At 72.2% G+C, this 21,125-nt stretch carries 15 protein-coding genes; 9 read left to right on the top strand and 6 right to left on the bottom strand.

What is annotated here, in order from left to right:
• The 3 genes from crtI to OG439_RS00825 are packed head-to-tail and all read left to right on the top strand — an operon-like array spanning position 1 to position 3,181.
• The gene (gene crtI, locus OG439_RS00835) at positions 1-1,473 is read left to right on the top strand and encodes a phytoene desaturase family protein (RefSeq protein WP_326947428.1); all 1,473 of its coding nucleotides are present in this window, start codon (positions 1-3) and stop codon (positions 1,471-1,473) included.
• Positions 1,470-2,396, top strand: coding sequence for a phytoene/squalene synthase family protein (locus OG439_RS00830; RefSeq protein ID WP_326947427.1), 927 nt, complete (start codon positions 1,470-1,472; stop codon positions 2,394-2,396). The genes crtI and OG439_RS00830 overlap by 4 nt, the downstream gene beginning before the upstream one ends.
• Positions 2,393-3,181, top strand: coding sequence for an LLM class F420-dependent oxidoreductase (locus OG439_RS00825; protein WP_326947426.1), 789 nt, complete (start codon positions 2,393-2,395; stop codon positions 3,179-3,181). The genes OG439_RS00830 and OG439_RS00825 overlap by 4 nt, the downstream gene beginning before the upstream one ends.
• A 55-nt stretch (positions 3,182-3,236) precedes the next feature.
• Here the strand turns inward: OG439_RS00825 and OG439_RS00820 are convergent, their stop codons facing one another.
• Entirely contained in the window at positions 3,237-3,773 is a 537-nt protein-coding gene (locus tag OG439_RS00820) for a CGNR zinc finger domain-containing protein (protein WP_326947425.1), read from the bottom strand.
• 22 nt (positions 3,774-3,795) lie between these two features.
• Between OG439_RS00820 and OG439_RS00815 the strand changes: the two genes are divergently transcribed.
• A complete protein-coding gene (locus OG439_RS00815) occupies positions 3,796-5,016 on the top strand; it encodes an MFS transporter (protein ID WP_326947424.1) in 1,221 nt (406 codons plus the stop codon).
• Here OG439_RS00815 and OG439_RS00810 read toward each other — a convergent pair.
• Positions 4,952-5,320, bottom strand: coding sequence for an Rv2175c family DNA-binding protein (locus tag OG439_RS00810; protein ID WP_247062933.1), 369 nt, complete (start codon positions 5,318-5,320; stop codon positions 4,952-4,954). The genes OG439_RS00815 and OG439_RS00810 overlap by 65 nt on opposite strands.
• A 103-nt stretch (positions 5,321-5,423) precedes the next feature.
• Here OG439_RS00810 and pknB point away from each other — a divergent pair, with 103 nt between their 5' ends.
• The 5 genes from pknB (at position 5,424) to OG439_RS00785 (ending at position 11,551) form a co-directional block, all read left to right on the top strand.
• A complete protein-coding gene (gene pknB, locus OG439_RS00805) occupies positions 5,424-7,439 on the top strand; it encodes a Stk1 family PASTA domain-containing Ser/Thr kinase (RefSeq protein ID WP_326947423.1) in 2,016 nt (671 codons plus the stop codon).
• A complete protein-coding gene (locus tag OG439_RS00800; RefSeq protein WP_326947422.1) occupies positions 7,436-7,645 on the top strand; it encodes a hypothetical protein in 210 nt (69 codons plus the stop codon). The genes pknB and OG439_RS00800 overlap by 4 nt, the downstream gene beginning before the upstream one ends.
• A 55-nt stretch (positions 7,646-7,700) precedes the next feature.
• Positions 7,701-9,215 carry an SPFH domain-containing protein gene (locus OG439_RS00795; protein WP_326947421.1) on the top strand — a complete coding sequence of 505 codons (1,515 nt, stop codon included), beginning with the start codon at positions 7,701-7,703 and terminating at the stop codon, positions 9,213-9,215.
• A 136-nt stretch (positions 9,216-9,351) separates the two neighbouring features.
• Positions 9,352-10,053, top strand: coding sequence for a hypothetical protein (locus OG439_RS00790; protein WP_326947420.1), 702 nt, complete (start codon positions 9,352-9,354; stop codon positions 10,051-10,053).
• A 256-nt stretch (positions 10,054-10,309) separates the two neighbouring features.
• Positions 10,310-11,551, top strand: a complete 1,242-nt coding sequence (locus OG439_RS00785) for a wax ester/triacylglycerol synthase family O-acyltransferase (protein ID WP_442792274.1) — start codon at positions 10,310-10,312, stop codon at positions 11,549-11,551.
• A gap of 3 nt (positions 11,552-11,554) precedes the next feature.
• Here OG439_RS00785 and OG439_RS00780 read toward each other — a convergent pair whose 3' ends face one another.
• The 4 genes from OG439_RS00780 to gltB all read right to left on the bottom strand — a co-directional run bounded on the left by OG439_RS00780 (position 11,555) and on the right by gltB (position 20,797).
• Positions 11,555-12,946 (bottom strand): class II 3-deoxy-7-phosphoheptulonate synthase, encoded by a 1,392-nt coding sequence (locus OG439_RS00780; protein WP_247062925.1) that lies wholly within the window; start codon positions 12,944-12,946, stop codon positions 11,555-11,557.
• Positions 12,947-13,497: 551 nt separating this feature from the next.
• Entirely contained in the window at positions 13,498-14,664 is a 1,167-nt protein-coding gene (locus tag OG439_RS00770) for a macrolide family glycosyltransferase (protein WP_326947418.1), read from the bottom strand.
• A 78-nt stretch (positions 14,665-14,742) separates the two neighbouring features.
• Complete coding sequence (locus OG439_RS00765) at positions 14,743-16,251, bottom strand: glutamate synthase subunit beta (protein ID WP_326947417.1); 1,509 nt, start codon at positions 16,249-16,251, stop codon at positions 14,743-14,745.
• On the bottom strand, positions 16,244-20,797 hold the full coding sequence (gltB, locus tag OG439_RS00760; protein ID WP_326947416.1) for a glutamate synthase large subunit: 4,554 nt from the start codon (positions 20,795-20,797) through the stop codon (positions 16,244-16,246). Before gltB ends, OG439_RS00765 begins: the two co-directional genes overlap by 8 nt.
• Between the last annotated feature and the right edge of the window lie 328 nt (positions 20,798-21,125).

Below are 21,125 nucleotides of genomic sequence, written 5' to 3'. Positions count from 1 at the left end.
GTGCGGCGCGTGGAGGGGCCGACCGACCACGTCGTCGTCATCGGCGCCGGGCTGGCCGGCCTGTCGGCGACCCTGCACCTGCTCGGCGCGGGACGGCGGGTGACGCTGCTGGAGCAGGCGGACACCCCGGGCGGGCGCACCGGGCAGCAGCGGTTCGGCGGCAACGCCGTGGACACCGGCGCGAGCGTGCTGACCATGCCCGAGCTGCTGGACGAGGCGTTCGCCGCGGTCGGCGAGCCGATGGCCAAGAACCTGCGCCTGACCCGGCTCGACCCGGCGTACCGGGCGCGGTTCGCCGACGGCAGCGCCCTGGCTCTGCACACCGACGGCGACGCCATGGAAGCCGAGATCCGCGCCTTCGCCGGCGCGCGCGAAGCCGCGGGCTACCGGGCGCTGCGGCGCTGGCTGACCGAGCTGTACGCGGTGCAGAAGGACCGCTTCCTCGGCACGAACTTCGACTCGCCGCTCGACCTCGCCCGGCCCGAGCTGGTGAAACTCGCCGCGCTCGGCGGGTTCGGCCGGCTCGGCCCGCGCGTCGCCCGGTACCTGCGCGACGAGCGCGTCCGGCGCCTGTTCTCGTTCCAGGCGCTCTACGCGGGCCTCGACCCGGCCCGCGCGATCGGCGCGTACGGCGTCATCTCGTACATGGACACCGTCGGCGGCGTGTACTACCCCGAAGGCGGGATGGGCGAGATCGGCCGGGCGCTGACCGGCGCGGCGACGCGGGCGGGCGCGGACGTGCGGTTCGGCACCGAAGCGGCGTGGCTCGAGCGCGTCTCGTCCCGGGTGCGCGCGGTCCGCACGCGTTCGGGCGAGCGGATCCCGTGCGACGCCGTCGTCCTCGCCACCGAGCTGAGCACGGCCTACCGGCTCATCGGCGCCCGGCCGAAGCGGCCGGTGCCATTGCGCTACTCGCCGTCCGCCGTCGTCCTGCACGGGCGGACCACGAAGGCGTGGGACCTGGGCCACCACACGATCTACTTCGGCGCCGCCTGGGAACGGACATTCGCCGAGATCATCCGCGAAGGACGGCTGATGAGCGACCCGTCACTGCTGGTCACGCGCCCGACGGCGACCGACCCGGGCCTCGCCGGGAACGGCGGCGAGATCGTCTCCGTGCTGGCGCCCGCGCCGAACCTGAACCGCGGGCCGATCGACTGGGCGCGCGTCCGCGGGCCGTACCGCGAAGAGCTGCTTCGCACGCTCGAAGCGCGGGGGCTGACCGGGTTCGGCGACGAGTTCACCGTCGACGAGACGCTCACCCCGGCCGACTGGGCGGCCCGCGGGCTCGCCGCCGGGACGCCGTTCTCGCTGGCGCACACGTTCACCCAGACGGGCCCGTTCCGGCCGGCGAACCTGGTGCGCGCGGCGGGCAACGTGGTGCTGGCCGGCTGCGGCACGACACCGGGCGTCGGCATCCCGCCGGTGCTCATCTCCGGACGGCTCGCGGCGGAACGGATCACCGGGAAGTGAACGAGCTCGACGCCGCCGGCATCACCGACCCGGCCCTGCGCGCCTCCTACGCCGCGTGCCGCCGGCTCAACGCCCACCACGGCCGCACGTTCTTCCTCGCGACGCGCCTGCTGCCGGCCCGCGCCCGGCCGGCCGCGCACGCGCTGTACGGCTTCGCGCGGATGGCCGACGAGCTGGTCGACAACCCCGAACCGGGCACGGACCCGGCGGCCGAGCTGGACCGCGTCGCAGCGATGGTCGAGGACGTCTTCGCCGGCGGCAGCCCGGACGACCCGGTGCTCGCGGCGCTGTCCGACACGGTCCACTCCTACGGCATCGCCCAGGACCTGTTCGACGCGTTCCTGCGCTCGATGCGGGCGGACCTGAAGCCGGTCGAGTACGCGACGTTCACCGATCTAAGTGCGTACACGTACGGGTCGGCGGCGGTGATCGGGCTGCAGATGCTGCCGGTCTTCGGCACCGTCGGACCGCTGGCCGACGCCGAGCCGGGGGCGATCGCGCTCGGCGAGGCGTTCCAGCTGACCAACTTCCTGCGCGACGTCGGCGAGGACCTCGACCGCGGCCGGCTGTACCTGCCGCTCGACGAGCTGGCCGCCTTCGGCGTCTCGCGTGAGCTGCTGGAAGCCCGCCGCCCGGACCCGCGGATCCGCGCGGCGATGGCGTACTTCGTGGCCAGGACGCGCGCGGTGTACCGGCGGGCCGAAGCCGGGGTTCCGTTGCTGCGCCCGGAATCCCGGCCGTGCGTGCGGACGGCGCTGACGCTGTACGAGGGCATCCTGGACGAGATCGCCGCACTGGACCACGACGTCCTCACGCGGCGGGCGGTGGTGCCGAAGACGCGCCGGCTGGCGGTCGCGCTGCCCGCGTTCGCCGCGGTCTGGGCGCGCGGGACCCTCGGGGCCGGTCGTAGGCTGCGATCATGACCTCAGCAGCAAAGCGACCGATCCGGATCGGGCTGCAGCTCCAGCCGCAGCACGCCGACTACGACACCATCCGGCGCACCGCGTCCGCCGCCGAAGAGCTCGGCGCCGACATCGTCTTCAACTGGGACCACTTCTACCCCCTCTACGGCGAGCCCGAGGGTCAGCACTTCGAGTGCTGGACCATGCTCGGCGCCTGGGCGGAGTCGACGTCGCGCGTGGAGATCGGCGCGCTCGTGACCTGCAACAGCTACCGCAACCCCGAGCTGCTGGCCGACATGGCCCGCACCGTCGACCACATCTCCGGCGGGCGGCTCATCCTCGGCATCGGCTCCGGCTGGTTCGAGAAGGACTACGACGAGTACGGCTACGAGTTCGGCACCGCCGGCGGCCGCCTCGACAACCTGGCGGAGTCGCTCCCGCGCATCGAGGCCCGCTTCGGCAAGCTGAACCCGGCGCCGACGCGCAAGATCCCGGTGCTCATCGGCGGTGGCGGCGAGAAGAAGACCCTGAAGCTGGTCGCCAAGCACGGCGACATCTGGCACGGCTTCGGCGACCCGGAGGTCGTCGAGCGCAAGGTCAAGATCCTCGACCAGCACTGCGCCGACGTCGGCCGCGACCCGGCCGAGATCGAGCGCTCGTGCGGTGTCCAGGGTGAGCCGGACGAGCTGGGCCCGAAGCTGCTGAGCCTGGGCGTCTCGACGTTCACCGTCGGCGTGGGCGGCCCGGACTACGACCTGGGCCTGCTCAAGTCGTGGATCGCCTGGCGCGACAAGAACAACGGCTGAGTCCTTTGGTCCGTGAAGGCCTCCTTACCGGCTCTTATGGCCGGGAAGGAGGCCTTCACGGCTTTCCGGGGTGCCGGCCGGCGCGGTGGGCGGCGACGCGCTCGCGCGTTGCGCAGCGGGGTGAGCAGTAGCGCTTCGGGCTGCCGCCGCCCAGGTGGGCGAACGGTTTACCGCACGACGGCGACGCGCACAGCCCGCCCGGCGGGCCTTGGCGGTCCGCGAGCAGCGTCGCCAGGCCCAGCGCCGACGACGTCACCAGCCAGCGGTCCCACGGGCCGTCGTCGGCCGCGTCGAGGTGCAGGTGCCAGCCGTAGCCGTCCTCGTGGTCCGTCAGGCGCGGCGGGCCCGCGTAGCGCGCGAAGAGGCGGTTGAGCGTCGAAGCCGCTTCGGTGACGTCGGACGCTGCGAAGACGTCACGGAGTTCTCGTGCTGCTTCGCGCAGCTTCGCCAGTTCGCTCGGTGAGAGCGTCGTGGCCGGTTCGCCGTGGGCCTGCAGGACGCGCTCGACGTCGGCCGCGCCGGTGTCCGGGGGCAGCAGCACGGCGAGGAGGTCGACTGCGCGCTGGACGGAATCCCGGTGCGGAAAGGCCATGCCTCACTGTAACGTCTCGATCATGTCGAGCCGTTACAGACTCGCCGGGTACCTCACCGGGGCGACGCTCGCCCGGACCGGCGACGAGCTGTCCGGGCCCGCGCTCCTGCTGCTGGGCCTGACCGCCGGCCCGCACGCGGGGGCGGCGCTGCTGGCGGGCCTGACCGCGGCGGCCGCGGCGGGTGGCCCGGTGTTCGGGGCCCTGCTGGACCGCAGCCCGGCGCCGGGAAGGCTGCTCGCCGTCGCGCTGGCCGGGTACGCGGGCGGGATAGCCCTGGTGACGGCGGTGTTCGGGCACCTGCCGCTGTGGTCGGTGGTCGCACTGGCGGCGCTGACGGGCCTGCTCAACCCGGCCATCGCGGGCGGCTGGACGGCTCAGCTGCCGTCGGTCGTGAGTGGCCGGTCGGCTCAGCTGCCCTCGGTCGCGGGACCCGTCCCCGCCACCGCCAGCCGTCTCGATGCGTTGACCTTCACCGCCGCGGCCCTCGCCGGACCCGGGCTCGCCGGTCTCCTGGCCACCCTCGCCGGTGCCCCGGTCGCCCTGGCCGTGGCGGTCGGCATGGTCGCCGCCGCGCTTCCGGTCGCCTGGACTCTCCCCACCAGACCCCGCCCGGCGACGACCCGGCTCGGGAAACAGCTCGTGGACGGCTTCGGCGTTCTCCTGCGCAACACGCCGCTCCGGCGGGCCACCTCGACGTCCACGCTCTCGTGCGCCGGGGTCGGGATGGTCACCGTCTGTTATCCCCTGCTCGGCGCCGCGCACCTCGGGAGCGCCGCGGACGGCACACTGCTCATGACCGTCCTCGCGGTGGCGTCACTGCTGGCCAACGCCGTCTTCGCCGGAAAACGGCTCGCACCCGACACGGTCGTCTGGGCGAGCACGCTGGTCCTGGCCGCGAGCTGCGTCGTCGCGGCGTCAGCGACCGACGGGAAACTCCTGGTCACGGCCGCGGCGCTGGCCGGATTCGCCGAAGGACCTCAGCTCACGGCCCTGTTCGCGATCCGGCACCGGGAGACGCCCGCACGCGTGCGGGCTCAGGTGTTCACGACGGCGGCGAGCGTCAAGATCACCGGTCTGGCCGCCGGGGCGGCACTGGCCGGCCCGCTGGCGGCGCGGTCGATCCCGGCGTGCCTGCTCACGGCCGCGGCCGTTCAGCTGGCGGCCGCGTTGTGCCAGGTCAGAAGGCCATCGCCTGGGCGCGCCGCTTCACCTCGGTGCCGTGGCTCGTGCGCAGCGCGTTGACCGGCGTGTTGCCCGGCAGCGACTCGTCGACGGTGAACAGCCAGCGGAGCATCTCGGTGCGGCTGAACCCGGAGTCGTCGAGCACGGTTATCGTGCCGGACAGGCCCTTGACCACGCCGTCCTTGACGAGGAACGCGCTCGGGACGCACAGCTCGCCGCCTCGTTTGAGGGCGATCAGCTCGCCCTCGCGCAGCAGCTGGCGGACCTTGTTGGTCGACGTCCCGAGGGCGGTCGCGACCTCCGGCAGCGGCAGCACCGCGATGTCGGCGGCCAGGACGTCTTCGGCGACAGGAATCCCACTCACAGGTGACACTGTGCCACATTCGCCCCCCTCTCCCGCTAGTGCGCACGGGTGACCCGCGAGGTCTCCTCCACGCGGCGTGCCGGGTTCCGTACGATCCCTACTCGTGACACGCACCCACCCCAGCCTGGTCGGCACGCTGCTCGAGCGGCGCTACCGGGTGGACCGGCTGCTCGCCCACGGCGGGATGTCGTCGGTCTACCAGGGGACGGACACCCGGTTGGACCGCCAGGTCGCGATCAAGATCATGGATCCGCGCTTCGCGGACGACCGGTCGTTCGTGGACCGGTTCGTGCGGGAGGCCCAGTCGGCCGCCCAGCTGCACCACCCGAACGTCGTGGCGGTGCACGACAAGGGCGAGGAGGGCGGCCTCGCCTTCCTGGTCATGGAGCTCGTCGACGGCGGCACCCTGCGGGACCTGCTGGACGAGAAGGGCCCGCTCGACATCGCGCTCGCGCTGAGCGTCGCCGAGCCCGTGCTGTCGGCGCTCGCCGCCGCGCACCGGGCCGGGCTGGTGCACCGCGACGTCAAGCCCGAGAACGTGCTGATCGGCCGGTCCGGGCCGCACACCGGCGGCGTCGTCAAGGTCGCCGACTTCGGTCTCGTGCGGGCCGTGGCCAGCGCCGGGACGACGAGCGCGAGCGTCATCCTCGGCACCGTCGCCTACCTCTCCCCCGAGCAGGTCACCACCGGCGCGGCCAACGCGCGCGGCGACGTCTACTCGGCCGGGATCCTGCTCTACGAAATGCTCACCGGCCGCGCGCCCTACACCGGTGACACCGCGATCTCGGTGGCCTACCGGCACGTCAACGACGACGTCCCGCGGGCGAGCGAGCTGCGCCCGGACCTGCCGGCCGCGCTCGACGACCTGATCACGCGCGCGACCCGGCGCGACCCCGAGCTGCGGCCCGCCGACGCCGGGGAGTTCCTCACCGAGCTGACCGCGGTGCGCGCGCAGCTGGGCCTGCTGCCGGTCACCGTGCCGGTCCCGGTGTCCCACGGCCAGGGCGACATCGCCGACACCGAGCGCACGCTGCCGCGGATCCCGCAGGTGCAGCCCGACACCGGGAAGACCATGCCGGTGCACCGCCCGAACGCGACGCGGGCGCTCAGCCACCCCGGCCACCCGGGCACCCCGCCGCCGGGGATCCCCGCGGCCGGGAACGTCCCGCCGCGCCCGCCCCGCCGGCGGGCCGAGCCGGAACCCGAGAAGCCGGCGGACAACCGCAAGCGGATCGCGCTGATCGCCGGGGCGGTGCTGCTGTTCGGCGGGCTGATCACGGCGTTCATCTTCATGCTGACCGACACCGGCGGCGACAAGACGTCGACGGTGCCGAAGCTCGTCGGGCTGAACCAGGCGGCGGCGGGTGACGCCCTGCGCTCGGCGAAGTTGACGCCGCAGTTCAGCCAGGAGTTCGACAACACGGTGCCGTCGAACACCGTGCTGCGCAACGAACCCCCCGAGGGCACCACGCTGACGCCGAACTCGACGGTGTCGGTCGTGCTGTCCAAGGGCCGCCCGGCCGTGCCGGACATCCGCCCGGGCACCGCGTTGCCCGACGCCGAGCAGGCGATCAAGACGGCGCAGCTGACCCCGGTCCGCGGCACCGACGACTTCGACGCCGACGTCCCGCAGGGCGCGGTGATCCGCACCGAACCCGGCGCCGGCAGCCAGCTGAACATCAACGGCCAGGTCACGATCATCGTGTCCAAGGGCCCGATCCCGCTGCCGCCGGTCCCGGACGTCGCCGGGAAGAGCAAGGACGAGGCGTTCCAGCTCCTGCAGCAGGCCGGGTTCGAGCCGTTCCAGGCGGGCGAGGAGTTCAACCAGAACGTCCCGGGCGGCGCCGTCACGCGGACCGATCCGGGGGCCAACTCGCAGGCGACAGCGAAGCGGATCGGCGTGTTCCTCAACAACGCCGTCCAGGTGCCGGACGTCCGGTTCCGCTCGTTCGACGACGCCCAGAAGCTCCTCGAGCAGGCCGGGCTGCAGGCCGACCGCGACGGCGGCCGCGGGCGCGGCGGGGGCGGCGGGTTCGACTTCGTCTTCCAGCAGGACCCGCAGCCGGGCACGTTCGTGCAAAAGGGCTCCAAGGTCAAGCTGAAGGGCTTCGGTGGATGATCGGCAGCCGCGGGCGCGTGACCGGCACGATCGGCCCCGGCCTCATCGGTGAGGTGCTGCTGAGCGTCCGCGGCGGCACCGAGGCCTTCTACGCCTACCCGATCGACCCCGAAGCGACCTTCGCCTCGGGCACGCAGGTGCTCGTCGTGGACTTCGAACCTCCCCGCACGGTTTATGTCGAACGGTGGCAACCACTGAGCCGTTAGCGGCGTCGAAGGGCTACCAACAACAGAAGACTGAACTGAGGGGTGTGGGAGGCCAATGAGCATCCTGCTGATCGTCGGCATCGCCGTCGTGGCCGTGATCGTGATCTTCGGACTGCTGCGGGTCCTGTACAAGGTCGCGGAGCCGAACGAAGCGCTGATCGTGTCCGGCTGGGGGATCCGGGTCGAACGCAGCGAGACCGCGGACAGCCTGGGCTTCAAGATCATCACCGGCCGCGGCGTGAACGTCATCCCCGGGTTCCAGACCGCCCGGCGGCTGTCACTGGACACCCGGGGCGTCAACCTGCAGGTGTCCTGCGTGACCCGGCAGGGGCTGCCGGTCACCGTGCGCGCCGTGGTGATCTACAAGGTCGGCGACGACTTCTCGTCGATCGCCAACGCCGCCCGCCGGTTCCTGGACCAGCAGAAGGGCATGAACGACACGATCCACGAGCTCTTCTCCGGGCACCTGCGCTCCATCGTGGGCGGGCTGACCATCGAGGAGATGATCCACAACCGGGACGCGCTCACCGGTGAGGTGCGCCAGTCCTCGGCCACCGAGATGATCAAGCTCGGCCTGATCGTGGACTCCTTGCAGATCCAGGAGATCGACGACGAATCGGGCTACATCCTCAACCTCGGCAAGCCGCACGCCGCCGCGATCGCCGCGTCGGCCCGGATCGCCGAGGCGCAGCGCGACCAGGAAGCCGCCCAGGTCGAGCAGGAGTCGGCGGCGAAGAAGGCGGCCGCGGTCCGCGCGAGCCAGATCCAGCAGGCCGGTTACCAGGCCGAGGTCGACCAGGCGCGGGCGAAGATGTCCCAGTCCGGTCCGCTGGCCGAGGCGACCGCGCGCCAGGAGGTCGTCGTCCAGGAGACGCGGGCGGCCGAGCTGGAGGCGGCGCTGGCCGAGCAGCGGCTGCAGTCGCAGGTCCGCAAGCCGGCCGACGCGAAGGCGTACGACACGCGCACGGCGGCCGACGCGGCCCGTGACGCTTCGATCGCCAAGGCCCAGGCCGAGGCGAAGGAGACCGAGCTGCGGGCGGCGGCGGACGCGACCCGCGTCAAGACCGCGGCCGAAGCCGAGGCGCAGGCGACGAAGGCCCGTGCGGAAGCGGCGGCCGGGGCGACCCGGGCGACCGGTGAAGCGGAGGCGGCCGCGGCGAAGGCCCGCGGTCTCGCCGACGCGGAAGCCGCGAAGGCGAAGGGTCTCGCCGAAGCCGAGTCGGCCCGGGCGAAGGGTCTCGCCGAGGCGGACGCCATCAAGGCGCGCGCCGCGGCGCTGGCGGAGAACCAGGAAGCCGTCGTCGCGCAGCAGCTGGCCGAGCGCTGGCCGGAGATCGTCGAGGCGGGCGCGAGCGCGTTCGGCAACATCGACCACATGGTCGTGCTCAACGGCGCGGACGGCATGTCCGACATGTTCGCCAAGGCGCTGTCGCTCGGCGGGACCGGTCTCGGCCTGGCCCGGCAGCTGATGGAGTCGATGGGCAAGCCGGCGGACAAGGAGCTCGACGAGAGCGCCGGCAAGAACGGCGAGCTGAAGCTGAGCGACCGGGACCTCAAGCTGAGCGACTGATCGCGCACGCTGCGTACGGCCCTTGTGTCCCGGATCACGGGAGACGAGGGCCGTACGCCCGTTCGGGGGCGGAAATTCCCGGGACGTTGCCTTACCGTGGGCGCATGGTGCCGGACAGCACGTCGCGGGCCGCCCGATGAACTTCTTCACCGGCGGTCCCCGCGAACGTCCCCTGTTCCCCGTTCCGGAGCAGGAGCTGTACGCCTTCAACGGCAGACACTGGACCGATCCCCCGCGCGAGCACATCGTCCCGGCCGTGCTGCCGTGGGCGCAGGCGCTGGGCCGGTCCGAGCGCACGATCGTCGCGCTGCGGGCCGTCGAGGTGTGGCCGGAGGCGGTCACCCTGCGGGTCACGGTGTACTCGCGCGACAGCCTGGTCGACGACCCCGCGGAAGGCCTGATCGACCACCGGCGGGTCCCCGACTACAACGGCCTGCTCATCGGCGTGCTCTACGCCGACGGGAGCCGGGCCAGCTCGGAGACCATTTCGGTGCCCTCGGCGAGCGAGCCGGACGGGCCGGTGCTGCGGGCGCAGGCGGTCGGCGGGACACGCTTCGCCGTCGAGCACGAGGTGTTCCTGTGGCCGCTGCCGTCGGCGGGGCCGCTCAAACTGGTCGTCCAGTGGCGCGGCCGGGGCATCGAAGAGTCCCGGACGACGCTCGACGGCGGCGCGATCCGCGCCGCGGCGAAGGACGCCGCGGAGATCTGGCCCGGGCTCGGCAAGCGCCACGCCGGTGCGTTGCCGGTGCGCCGCGTCGGCAAGCAGGTGGCGTTGACCCCCGACTGGGGGACCGCCACGGCCCGGGCGGACACGCCCGAAACCCCGCCCGGCGAATAAAAACCGGTTGATCTGTGACCCCGGGCACCGCTGCCCGGGGTATCTCGAATGGCTGAATGGGGTGGTTAGTTAGCGTCGACGAAACACTTCGACCACCCGCGCGTCACGTCGGGCTGGTGCAGTGGCTTTCTCCTCCCCTCGTCGCACGTGGCCGTGCAGACCCGCGAACGCCTGATGGGAAAGGTCGCTTATGGCAGGCTCGCCGCTCAGCGCACTCGACGTCGCTTTCCTTTGCCTGGAAAGCGAAAAGTCCCCGATGCACATGGGTGCGGTGATCACGTTCACCGCGCGACGGCCGGTGGATCCGCCGGCCTTGACCGCGATCCTCGCCGAACGCGCCGCCCGGCTCCCGAAGCTGCGCCAGCGGGCGCGCTCGGAGCTGTTCCCGCCCGGCGCCGCCCGCTGGACCGAAGACGCGGATTTTGTTGCCGCGGAACACATCCACCACGTCGAGCTCAGCTCGCTCTACGACCCGGACCCGCTGACGGCCTACGCGTCGCGGTGGATCGCCGAGCCGCTCGACACCGGCCGGCCGCTGTGGGACCTCACCCTGGTCACCGGCCTGCCCGGCGGGCAGTTCGCGTTGCTGATGAAGCTGCACCACGCGCTCACCGACGGTGCCGGGGCGTACGCGGTCGCGGCCGGGCTGCTCGACGGCGTCAAGCTGCCTGCCGCGCCGGCCCGCCGGATCCCGGCCCAGCGGTCCACTTTGGACACGGTGAAGGGCGCGCTCGGCACGGTCTGGGACCAGGCCAACGAAGCCGCCGGCATCGCCTCGTCGGTGGTGCGGGCCACCCGCCCGACGCTGTCCCCGGTGTCGGCGCCGGCCTCGGCCGAACGCCGGCTGGGGTTCGTGCGGCTGCCGCTCGCGGAGCTGCGCCGGGTGCGCCGGGCCCACGGCGGCACCACCAACGACGTCGTGCTGGCGGTGCTGTCCGGCGCGCTGCGCGAGTGGCTGGTGAACCGCGGCCACCGCGCCGACGGCCGCACACTGCGCGCGCTGATCCCGGTGAGCGTCCGCGGCCGCTCGGGTGACCAGCTCGGCGGCAACAAGCTGTCCGGCTACCTGTGCGACCTGCCGGTCGGCGAGGACGACCCGGTCGAGCGCCTGCGCGTCGTCCGACGCGCGATGAACCGCAACAAGGCGGCGGGCCCGAGCCGCGGTGCGGGAGCGCTGCCGCTGCTGGCCGACCGCGTCCCGGCCCTGCTGCACCGGCTGGGCACGCGCACCGCGGGCCAGGCCGCACCGCTGCTGTTCGACCTGGTGATCACCACGGTCCCGCTCCCCCCGGCCCGCCTCTCGATCGACGGCGCACCGCTGGCGGAGGTCTACCCGTTCGTCCCGCTGGCCCCCCGCCACGCGGTCGGCATCGCGGTGGCCACCTACCGCGACTCGGTCCACATCGGACTCCAGGTCAACGGCGAAGCGGTGCCGGACATCGGCTCGCTGCGGGACGCGGTCCTGAAGTCCGCGTCCCGCTTGCTCGACGCCTCCTGAGCCTCAGCCGCGGAGCATCTCCGCGACCAGGAACGCCAGTTCCAGGGACTGCTGCGTGTTCAGGCGCGGGTCGCACGCCGTCTCGTAGCGGCCCGAGAGGTCGATGTCCGAGATCTCCTGGGCGCCGCCCAGGCACTCGGTGACGTCCTCGCCGGTCAGCTCGACGTGGATGCCGCCCGGGTAGGTGCCGAGCTCGTTGTGGACCTCGAAGAAGCCCTGGACCTCGTCGACGATCCGGTCGAAGTGGCGCGTCTTGTACCCGGTGGACGACTCGTGCGTGTTGCCGTGCATCGGGTCGCACTGCCAGATGACCTTGTGCCCGGACGCCTCGACCTTCTCGACGATGCCCGGCAGCACGTCGCGGACCTTGCCGTTGCCCATCCGCGCGATCAGCGTCAGCCGGCCCGCCTCGACGCGCGGGTCGAGCCGCTCGACGTACTCCACGGCCTGCTCCGGCGTGGTCGTCGGGCCGATCTTCAACCCGATCGGGTTGGCCAGCAGCTCGGCGAACGCGATGTGCGCGCCGTCCAGCTGGCGGGTCCGCTCGCCGATCCAGAGGAAGTGCGACGACAGGTTGTACAGCTTCGGGTTCGACGCGTCGGCGTTGTCGAGCCGCAGCATCGAGCGCTCGTAGTCGAGCAGCAGGGCCTCGTGGCTGGCGAAGATCTCGGTCGACTGCAGCGACGTGTCGGTGACGCCGCAGGCCGACATGAACCGCAGGCCGCGGTCGATCTCGTTGGCCAGCGCCTCGAAGCGCTGCGCCGCCGGCGACGCCGACACGAAGTCCTTGTTCCAGTCGTGCACCTGGTGCAGGTCGGCCATGCCGGCGCCGGTGAGGGCGCGGACCAGGTTCATCGCCGCGCCCGCGTTCGCGTAGGCGCGGATCATCCGGCCGGGGTCGGGCACACGCAGCTCGGGCTTGGCGACCAGCGAGTTGATGATGTCGCCGCGGTACACCGGCAGGCCCAGCGCGTCCGTCGCGGCCGAGCGCGGCTTCGCGTACTGGCCGGCGATGCGGCCGACCTTGACCACCGGCAGGCTCGCGCCGTAGGTCAGCACGACCGCCATCTGCAGCAGGGTGCGCAGGTTGGCCCGGATGTGCGGCTCGGTGTTCGACTCGAACGTCTCCGCGCAGTCGCCGCCCTGGAGCAGGAACGCTTCACCGCGGGCGACCATCGCCAGCCGGCTCTTCAGCCGGTCGATCTCGGCCGGGACGGTGATCGGCGGCACGCTCTCCAGCACCCCGCGCACCCGGTTGGTGAGTTCCGGATCGGGCCACTCCGGCTGCTGGGCCGCGGGCCGGGCCAGGGCCGCGTCGAGGCGGGCCCGCAGCTCGGGCGGAAGCGGCGGCAGTTCGGGCAGTGTGTCGACGGGGACGTCCACAGTCCAGTTCACCCCTCCAGGATAAGGTTCGCGCTGTGCTTCGTTCCGCCAGGTGGGCCACCGAGCTCCTCGCTCCCTGGGTCTGGGTGCTCGCGTTGCCCCTCGCGCTCGCCTGGGACGCGACCGGCCACCGGTGGCTCTCCGCACTGAGCTGGGGACTCCTCATCGCCGTCACGGGCTCGCTGATCCCGATGGCCGTCATCGTCCGCGGGGCGAAGCGCGGCGAGTGGGACGGCCATCACGTGACGGCGCCGGGTCCCGCTGCCGATCGCCGGGCTCTCCGGTCGCCGATACCGGGCTGGTCAGCCCGCTGGTCACGGCAGGCGCGAAGGTCGAGATCTCCCCGCACGCGGTCGCGCCCGAGGTGCCGGCGCTCCCCCGCGGCCCGTCGGCGCTCCCACCGGTTCGGCTGGGTGGCGTGGTCGCGGCTCGCCGGGCCGACGATGGGCGTCGTCGTCGGTGGCGGCGGTTACTGGGCTCTGCTCACCGCGTTGACCGGCTGACGTTCCGCCCTCGCGAAGTCAGCAAGCCGGAAGAAACCGACTCGGCACGGTGCCCCGGAGTCAGGCGAGCAGCTCCTCGATCGTGTCAGCGCCGGCGCGCGGGCCGCCGGCCGCGCGCAGGTGGCGCGCCATCCGGGTCAGGTTCGCGCGGATCGCCGGGTCCGCCGCGACCTCGTCGACCGTCCGGCGCAGCTCCCGCGGGTCGAGCGGGCCGGTGAGCACCCGGCCCAGGCCCAGCTCCTCGACGCGGCGGCCGTTGACCGTCTGCTCCGGCGTCTGCGGGTAGGACACCAGCGGCACCTCGCACAGCAGCGCCTCCATCGTGGAGTTCATCCCCGTGTGCGACAGGAACACCGCCGCGTGCCGCAGCACGGCGGGCTGCGGGAAGTACGGCCGGACCTCGAAGTTCGCCGGGATCGGGCCCAGCCGGGCCGGGTCGACGCGCTCGCCGAGCGCCAGCACTACGGGCCGGCCGGTGCCGCCGAACGCCGTCACGCACGCGGCGAAGAAGTCGGGGCGGTCGTTGACGACCGTGCCCAGCGAGACGAACAGCACCGGGCCGGCCGCGGGCGTCCAGTCCGCGGCCCGGGAGCCGAACGACGCGCCGATGAACCGGTAGTCGGCCCCGAAGGTGTCACCGGCGATCTGGAACTCGCGCGGGAGGAAGACGAGCTTCCGGTCCGCGAGCCGGCCCACCGAGGCCGGCGTACCGGCCGGGACGCCGGCGGACGCGGCGAACCGGGCCTGGGCGGCGGCGTACTCGGCCAGCCGCGGGTGCCCCGGGTCGAAGTCGGGCGGGGCCAGCAGGGTCGTCGGGTCGAACACGTCGTTGCCCGCGAACGTCGGCACCGTCGCCACCGACGGGCTGCCGAGCCGGTGGGCCAGCACCGGCCCGAACGGCGTCAGCGAGTCGTAGCAGACGACGTCCGGCGGATCTTCGCGGAACACCTCCGTCAGCCGCGGCAGCACCGCGCGGGTGACGTCGAGTGCGCCGGTGAGCGTCTCGGCGACCTCCTCGGTGGTCCGGCTGCGCGCGGCGGCCACCTTCGCCCACGGCGCGTCCGGGACGACCGGCGCCGCCCCCGCCGCGGCGACGGCGTCCCGCAGCGCCGGGCCGGTGGCGTAGGTGACCCGGTGCCCGCGCCGGACCAGCTCCTCGACCAGCGGCAGGGTCGGGTTGACGTGCCCCGCCGCCGGAACCGCGAGAAACGCGATGTGTGCGCCCATGGTCGGAACGGACCCCCATTTCCCGACCATTGTGGCGGGCGCCGCTCGAATACGGAAAGGGCCCTTTCCGCAACGCGCTCAGACGACGGCGAGTGGCAACGCCGTCGGGTGCACCGGGGACGGCAGGTCGGACGCGCCGGTCAGGTACGTGTCGACCGCGTTGGCCACCGACCGGCCTTCGGCGATCGCCCAGACCACCAGCGACGCGCCGCGGTGGGCGTCGCCACAGACGAACACACCCGGTGTCTCGGTCTGCCAGTCCGCACCGCACGACAGCGTGCCGCGCTTGGTCAGCGACAGCCCGAGGCCGCCCAGCAGCGGCATGTCCTCGACGCCCTCGAAGCCGATCGCCAGCAGGACCAGGTCCGCCGGCAGCGTCTCGACGTCGTCGCCGACCGGGATGACCTCACGGCGTCCGGTCGCGGGGTCCTTCTGCACCTTCACCTGCTGCAGCTCGACCGCCGTGACGCGGCCGGCGTCGTCGCCGACGAACCGCTTGACCGCGACGGCGAACTTCCGCTCCCCCGCCTCCTCGTGCGCCGGGTAGGTGCGCAGGATGTAGGGCCAGGTCGGCCACGGCGAGCGGTCGTCGTCCCGGGTGGACGGTGGGATCGGGTACTGGTCCAGCTGGGTCACCGAAAGCGCGCCCTGGCGGGTCGCCGTGCCGTAGGAGTCGGCGCCGGTGTCGCCGCCGCCGATGATCACGACGTGCTTGCCGCGCGCGTCGACCGGCGACGGGCCGTCACCCTCGACGAACTTGTTGGCCGGCACCAGGTGTTCCATCGCCAGGTGCACGCCGGACAGCTCGCGCCCGGGCGTGGTCGTGTCGTCGCGGCCGCGCAGGGCGCCGACCGCGAGCACGACGGCGTCGTACCGCTCGCGCAGGTCCTCCACCGTCAGGTCGACGCCGACCTCGCAGCCGGTGACGAACTTGGTGCCCTCCTTCTGCAGCTGCGCGAGCCGCCGGTCGAGGACCTTCTTCTCCATCTTGAACTCGGGGATGCCGTAGCGCAGCAGCCCGCCGAGCCGGTCGTCCCGCTCGAAGACGGTGACCTCGTGCCCGGCGCGCGTCAGCTGCTGGGCGGCGGCGAGCCCGGCCGGGCCGGAGCCGACGACCGCGACCCGTTGCCCCGACGACACTTCCGCCACCTGCGGCTGGACGTAGCCCGCTTCCCAGGACTGGTCGGCGATCGTCTGCTCGACGCGCTTGATCGACACCGGCCCGCCCGAGAGCGGCGAGATCGACAGCACGCAGCCCGCCTCGCACGGCGCGGGGCACAGCTTCCCGGTGAACTCGGGGAAGTTGTTGGTGGCGTGCAACCGATCGCTGGCGGCGGCCCAGTCGCCGCGGCGGACGAGGTCGTTCCACTCCGGGATCAGGTTGCCCAGCGGACAACCGGACCCGCCGGAGTGGCAGAACGGGATGCCGCAGTCCATGCACCGCGACGCCTGCTTGCGGACGTCTTCGTTGCGCACGCCCGGATCGACGTCCACGTAGACCTCGCCCCACGAGTGGAGCCGGTCCTCTTTGGACTTCTTCTTGGGCTCTTCGCGGTCGTACTTGAGAAAGCCGGTCGGGTCAGCCACGAGCGGCCTCCATGATCGCCTCGTCGACGTCGCGGCCCGCGGCCTTCGCCGCCTTCGCCGCGTCCAGGACCCGCTGGTAGTCCCGCGGCATCACCTTGGTGAACGCCACGCTGCGGCGCGGCCAGTCGCCGAGCAGCGACGCGGCCACCGCGGAGCGGGTGAGATCGTAGTGCTGCTGCACGGTCTTCTTGAGCCAGGCCAGGTCGTCCGCGGTCGGCTTGAGCAGGTCCACCATGTCCTGGTTGACCTTCTTGCGGTCGACGTCGAGCAGGAACGCGATGCCGCCGGACATGCCGGCCGCCAGGTTCCGCCCGGTCGGGCCGAGCACCACGGCGCGGCCGCCGGTCATGTACTCGAAGGCGTGGTCGCCGACACCCTCGGCGACGACGGTGGCGCCGGAGTTGCGGACGCAGAAGCGTTCGCCGACCTGGCCGCGCAGGAACAGCTCGCCGCCGGTCGCGCCGTAGGCGATCGTGTTGCCCGCGATCGTCTGCGCCTCGGCGGCGAAGGACGCGTCCGGGTCGGGGCGGACGATGATCCGCCCGCCGGACAGGCCCTTGCCGACGTAGTCGTTGGCGTCGCCGACCATGTCGAGGGTGATGCCGCGCGGCAGGAACGCGCCGAGCGACTGGCCCGCGGACCCGGTGAGCAGGACGTGGATCGTGCCCTCGGGCAGGCCTTCGCCGCCGTAGCGGCGGGTGATCTCCGAGCCGAGCAGCGTGCCGACGGTCCGGTTGACGTTGCGCACCGGCAGTTCGAGCCGCACCGGGTGCGCGTCTTCCAGGGCCGCCTCGGCGAGCTGGATGAGCGTGCGGTCCAGGGCGTGCTCGAGGCCGTGGTCCTGGCCGCGGGTGCGCCGCTTCGCGCCGCCGTACGGCGTCTCGGCCGGCATCTCGAAGATCGGCGACAGGTCCAGACCGGACGCCTTCCAGTGGTGCACGGCCTCGTCCGTGTTCAGCAGCTCGGCGTGCCCGATGGCCTCGTCGAGCGTGCGGAAGCCCAGTGCCGCCAGGGTTTCCCGTACTTCCTGGGCGACGAACTTGAAGAAGTTCACGACGTGCTCGACCTGGCCGGTGTAGCGCTTGCGGAGCTCGGGGCTCTGCGTGGCGACGCCGACCGGGCAGGTGTCGAGGTGGCAGACGCGCATCATGATGCAGCCCGCGACGACGAGCGGGGCCGTCGCGAAGCCGTACTCCTCGGCGCCGAGCAGCGCCGCGATGACGACGTCGCGCCCGGTCTTCATGGCGCCGTCCACCTGCACGGTGATCCGGTCGCGCAACCCGTTGAGCAGCAACGTCTGCTGGGTCTCGGCGAGGCCGATCTCCCACGGCGTGCCGGCGTGCTTGAGCGAGTTCATCGGGGACGCGCCGGTGCCGCCGTCGTGCCCCGAGATGAGCACGACGTCCGCGTGCGCCTTGGACACGCCCGCCGCGACCGTGCCGACACCGAGCGAGGACACCAGCTTCACGTGGATGCGGGCGTGCTCGTTGGCGTTCTTGAGGTCGTGGATCAGCTGGGCGAGGTCCTCGATGGAGTAGATGTCGTGGTGCGGCGGCGGCGAGATGAGCCCGACGCCCGGCGTGGAGTGCCGGGTCCGCGCGATCCACGGGTACACCTTGTTCGGCGGCAGCTGGCCACCCTCACCGGGCTTCGCACCCTGCGCCATCTTGATCTGGATGTCGTCGGCGTTGACGAGGTACTCGCTGGTGACGCCGAACCGGCCCGAAGCGACCTGCTTGATCGCGCTGCGGCGCTCGGGGTCGTAGAGCCGCTCCGGGTCCTCGCCGCCCTCGCCCGTGTTGGACCGGCCGCCGAGCCGGTTCATCGCGATGGCCAGGGTTTCGTGTGCCTCGGCGGAAATCGAGCCGTACGACATCGCGCCGGTGTTGAAGCGCTTGAAGATCGCCTCGGCCGGCTCGACCTCGTCGAGCGGCACCGGCTCGCGGACGCCGTCGCGGAAGGCGAACAGCCCGCGCAGCGTGCCGCCCTCGCGGTAGAGGCGGTGCACCTCGTCGGTGTACTTGCGGTACACCTCTTCGCGGCCGGTCTTGGACGCGTGCTGCAGCAGGAACACCGTCTCCGGCGAGAACAGGTGCAGCTCGCCCTCGCGGCGGTAGGCGTACTCGCCGCCGGTGTCGAGTCCACGGTGGACGCGGTCGGTCGGGTTGTCCGGGTACGCGCGGCGGTGCCGGACGGCGACCTCTTCGGCGAGCACGTCGAGCCGGACGCCGCCGAGCTTCGACGACGTCCCGGTGAAGTACTCGTCGAGCAGATCCTGGGCCAGGCCGAGGGATTCGAAGACCTGGGCGGCGGTGTACGCGCCGACCGTCGAGATGCCCATCTTGGACATGATCTTCAGGACGCCCTTGACGAGCGCCTGCACGTAGTTGCGGATCGCCTTGCCGGACTCGATGCCCGTGACGGCGCCCTGCCCGATCATGTCCTCGATGGTCTCGAAGGCCAGGTACGGGTTCACCGCGGCGGCGCCGTAGCCGAGCAGCAGCGCGATGTGGTGCACCTCGCGGGCGTCGCCGGATTCGACGACCAGCGCGACGCGCAGGCGTTCCTTCGTGCGCACCAGGTGGTGGTGCACCGCGGAAACCAGCAGCAGCGACGGGATCGGCGCCATCCGGTGGTCGGAGTCGCGGTCGGACAACACCAGCGTGCGCGCCCCGGCCGCGATCGCCTCGGACGCCTCACGCCGGACGCGCTCGACCGCCGACGCCAGCGCCTCGGCGCCGCCGTCCACTTCGTACAGTCCGGAAAGGACACTGCACGCGAAGCCCGGCAGGTCGCCGTCGTCGTTGATGTGGATGAGCTTGGCGAGCTCGTCGTTGTCGATCACCGGGTACGGCAGCTTCAGGTGCCGGCACGACGCCGGTCCCGGGGCCAGGAGGTTGCGCTCCGGGCCCATGATCCGCGCCATGCACGTGACGAGCTCTTCGCGGATCGCGTCCAGCGGCGGGTTGGTCACCTGCGCGAAGTTCTGCTTGAAGTAGTCGTAGAGCAGCCGAGATCGCTGGGACAGCACCGCGACCGGGGTGTCCGAGCCCATCGAGCCGATCGGCTCGGCGCCCTTCTCGGCCATCGGCGCGAGCAGGATCTTGAGCTCTTCCTCGGTGTAGCCGAAGGAAAGCTGGCGCCGCAGCACCGAGTCGTGGCTCTGCACGACGTGGTCGCGGTCGGGCAGCTCGGCGAGCTTCAGCAGGCCGGCGTGCAGCCAGCCCTCGTACGGCAGGTCCTTGCCCAGCTCGGACTTGACCTCTTCGTCGTCGACGATCCGGCCGGCCGCGGTGTCCACCAGGAACATCCGGCCGGGCTTGAGGCGGCCCTTCGCGACGACGTCCTTCGGGGCGACGTCCAGGACGCCCGCCTCGCTGGCGAGCACGACGCGGTCGTCGGCGGTGCGCCACCAGCGCGCCGGGCGCAGGCCGTTGCGGTCGAGGACCGCGCCGACCAGCGTGCCGTCGGTGAAGGTGACGCAGGCCGGGCCGTCCCACGGTTCCATCAGACTCGCGTGGAACTGGTAGAAGGCGCGGCGCGCGGGCTTCATCGTGGCGTGGTTCTCCCACGCCTCCGGGATCATCATCAGCACCGCGTGCGGCAGCGACCGGCCGCCCAGGTGCAGCAGTTCCAGGACCTCGTCGAACGAGGCCGAGTCCGACGCGTCCGCCGAGCAGATCGGGAACAGCCGGGTCAGGTCGCCGGGGATGAGGTCCGATTCGAGCAGCGCTTCGCGGGCCCGCATGCGGTTGCGGTTGCCGCGGATGGTGTTGATCTCGCCGTTGTGGGCCACGAACCGGAACGGGTGCGCGAGCGGCCACGACGGGAACGTGTTGGTGGAGAAGCGGGAGTGGACCAGCGCGATGGCGCTCGCCAGCCGCTCGTCGCGCAGGTCGCCGAAGAACGCGGGCAGCTGCTCCGGCGTGACCATGCCTTTGTAGACGATCGTCCGCGAGGACAGCGACGGGAAGTACGTGCCGCAGCCCGCGATCCCGCTCTCGTGCTCGGTGCGCTTGCGCAGGCAGAAGGCCAGGCGGTCCAGCTCGAGGCCCGCGGCACCGTCGCCGGCGACGAAGAGCATCGCGAAGTGCGGCATGACCGAGCGGGCGGACGGGCCGATGTCGGCGCGGTCGGCGTCGACCGGGACCTCGCGCCAGCCCAGGACTTCGAGTCCTTCTTCGACGGCGATGCGTTCGGCCAGCTCGACGGCCTTGCGGCGCTGCTCGGCGTCGGCGGGCAGGAAGGCGATCCCCGCCGCGTACCGGTGGTGGCCGTTTTCGTCGGGTTCGGGCAGCTCGAAACCGGCTTCCGCACGCAGCAGCTCGTCGGGCAGCTGCAGCAGGATGCCGGCGCCGTCGCCGCTGGTGGGTTCGGCACCGGCGGCGCCTCGGTGGTCCAGATTGGTCAACGCGGCGAGGCCGTCGGTGACGATGCCATGGGAGCGGCGGCCGCGGATGTCGGCCACCATGGCCACACCGCAGGAGTCCTGTTCGGTCTCCGGATCGTAGAGACCCTGCTTGCCGGGAATGGCGGAGAAGATCATGAAGGGACCTCCTTCGTCGTCTGTTCGTGCTGGCCGGGCTAGCGGCCGGGGAGCGCACGGGACGACGATGGCCCGCTCGTTAGCGCGACTTTAACACCTGGGAAACATGCCAGCATCAATTCAGAGCGCCCCGAACAACGTCGGACGGTAACGATCTGGCCGCGCGGAACGACGTAGTTCCTGATGAGTTCCCGGTAGTTCGCTCTGCTAAGTATACGACCCGGAAACCTGCGTCAAGTCTAACGTGACGCGGCCGACGCCGCCCGGTCCGATGGCCGCAACGCCCCCTTCGAGGCGTTCCCGCATGTTAGTAGAACGTGTTACATTT

This window comes from Amycolatopsis sp. NBC_01307, from assembly GCF_035975215.1.
Lineage (GTDB): Bacteria > Actinomycetota > Actinomycetes > Mycobacteriales > Pseudonocardiaceae > Amycolatopsis.
The sequence above is the reverse complement of the archived record's forward strand: the minus strand, read 5'-3'. Positions and strand labels throughout refer to the sequence as shown.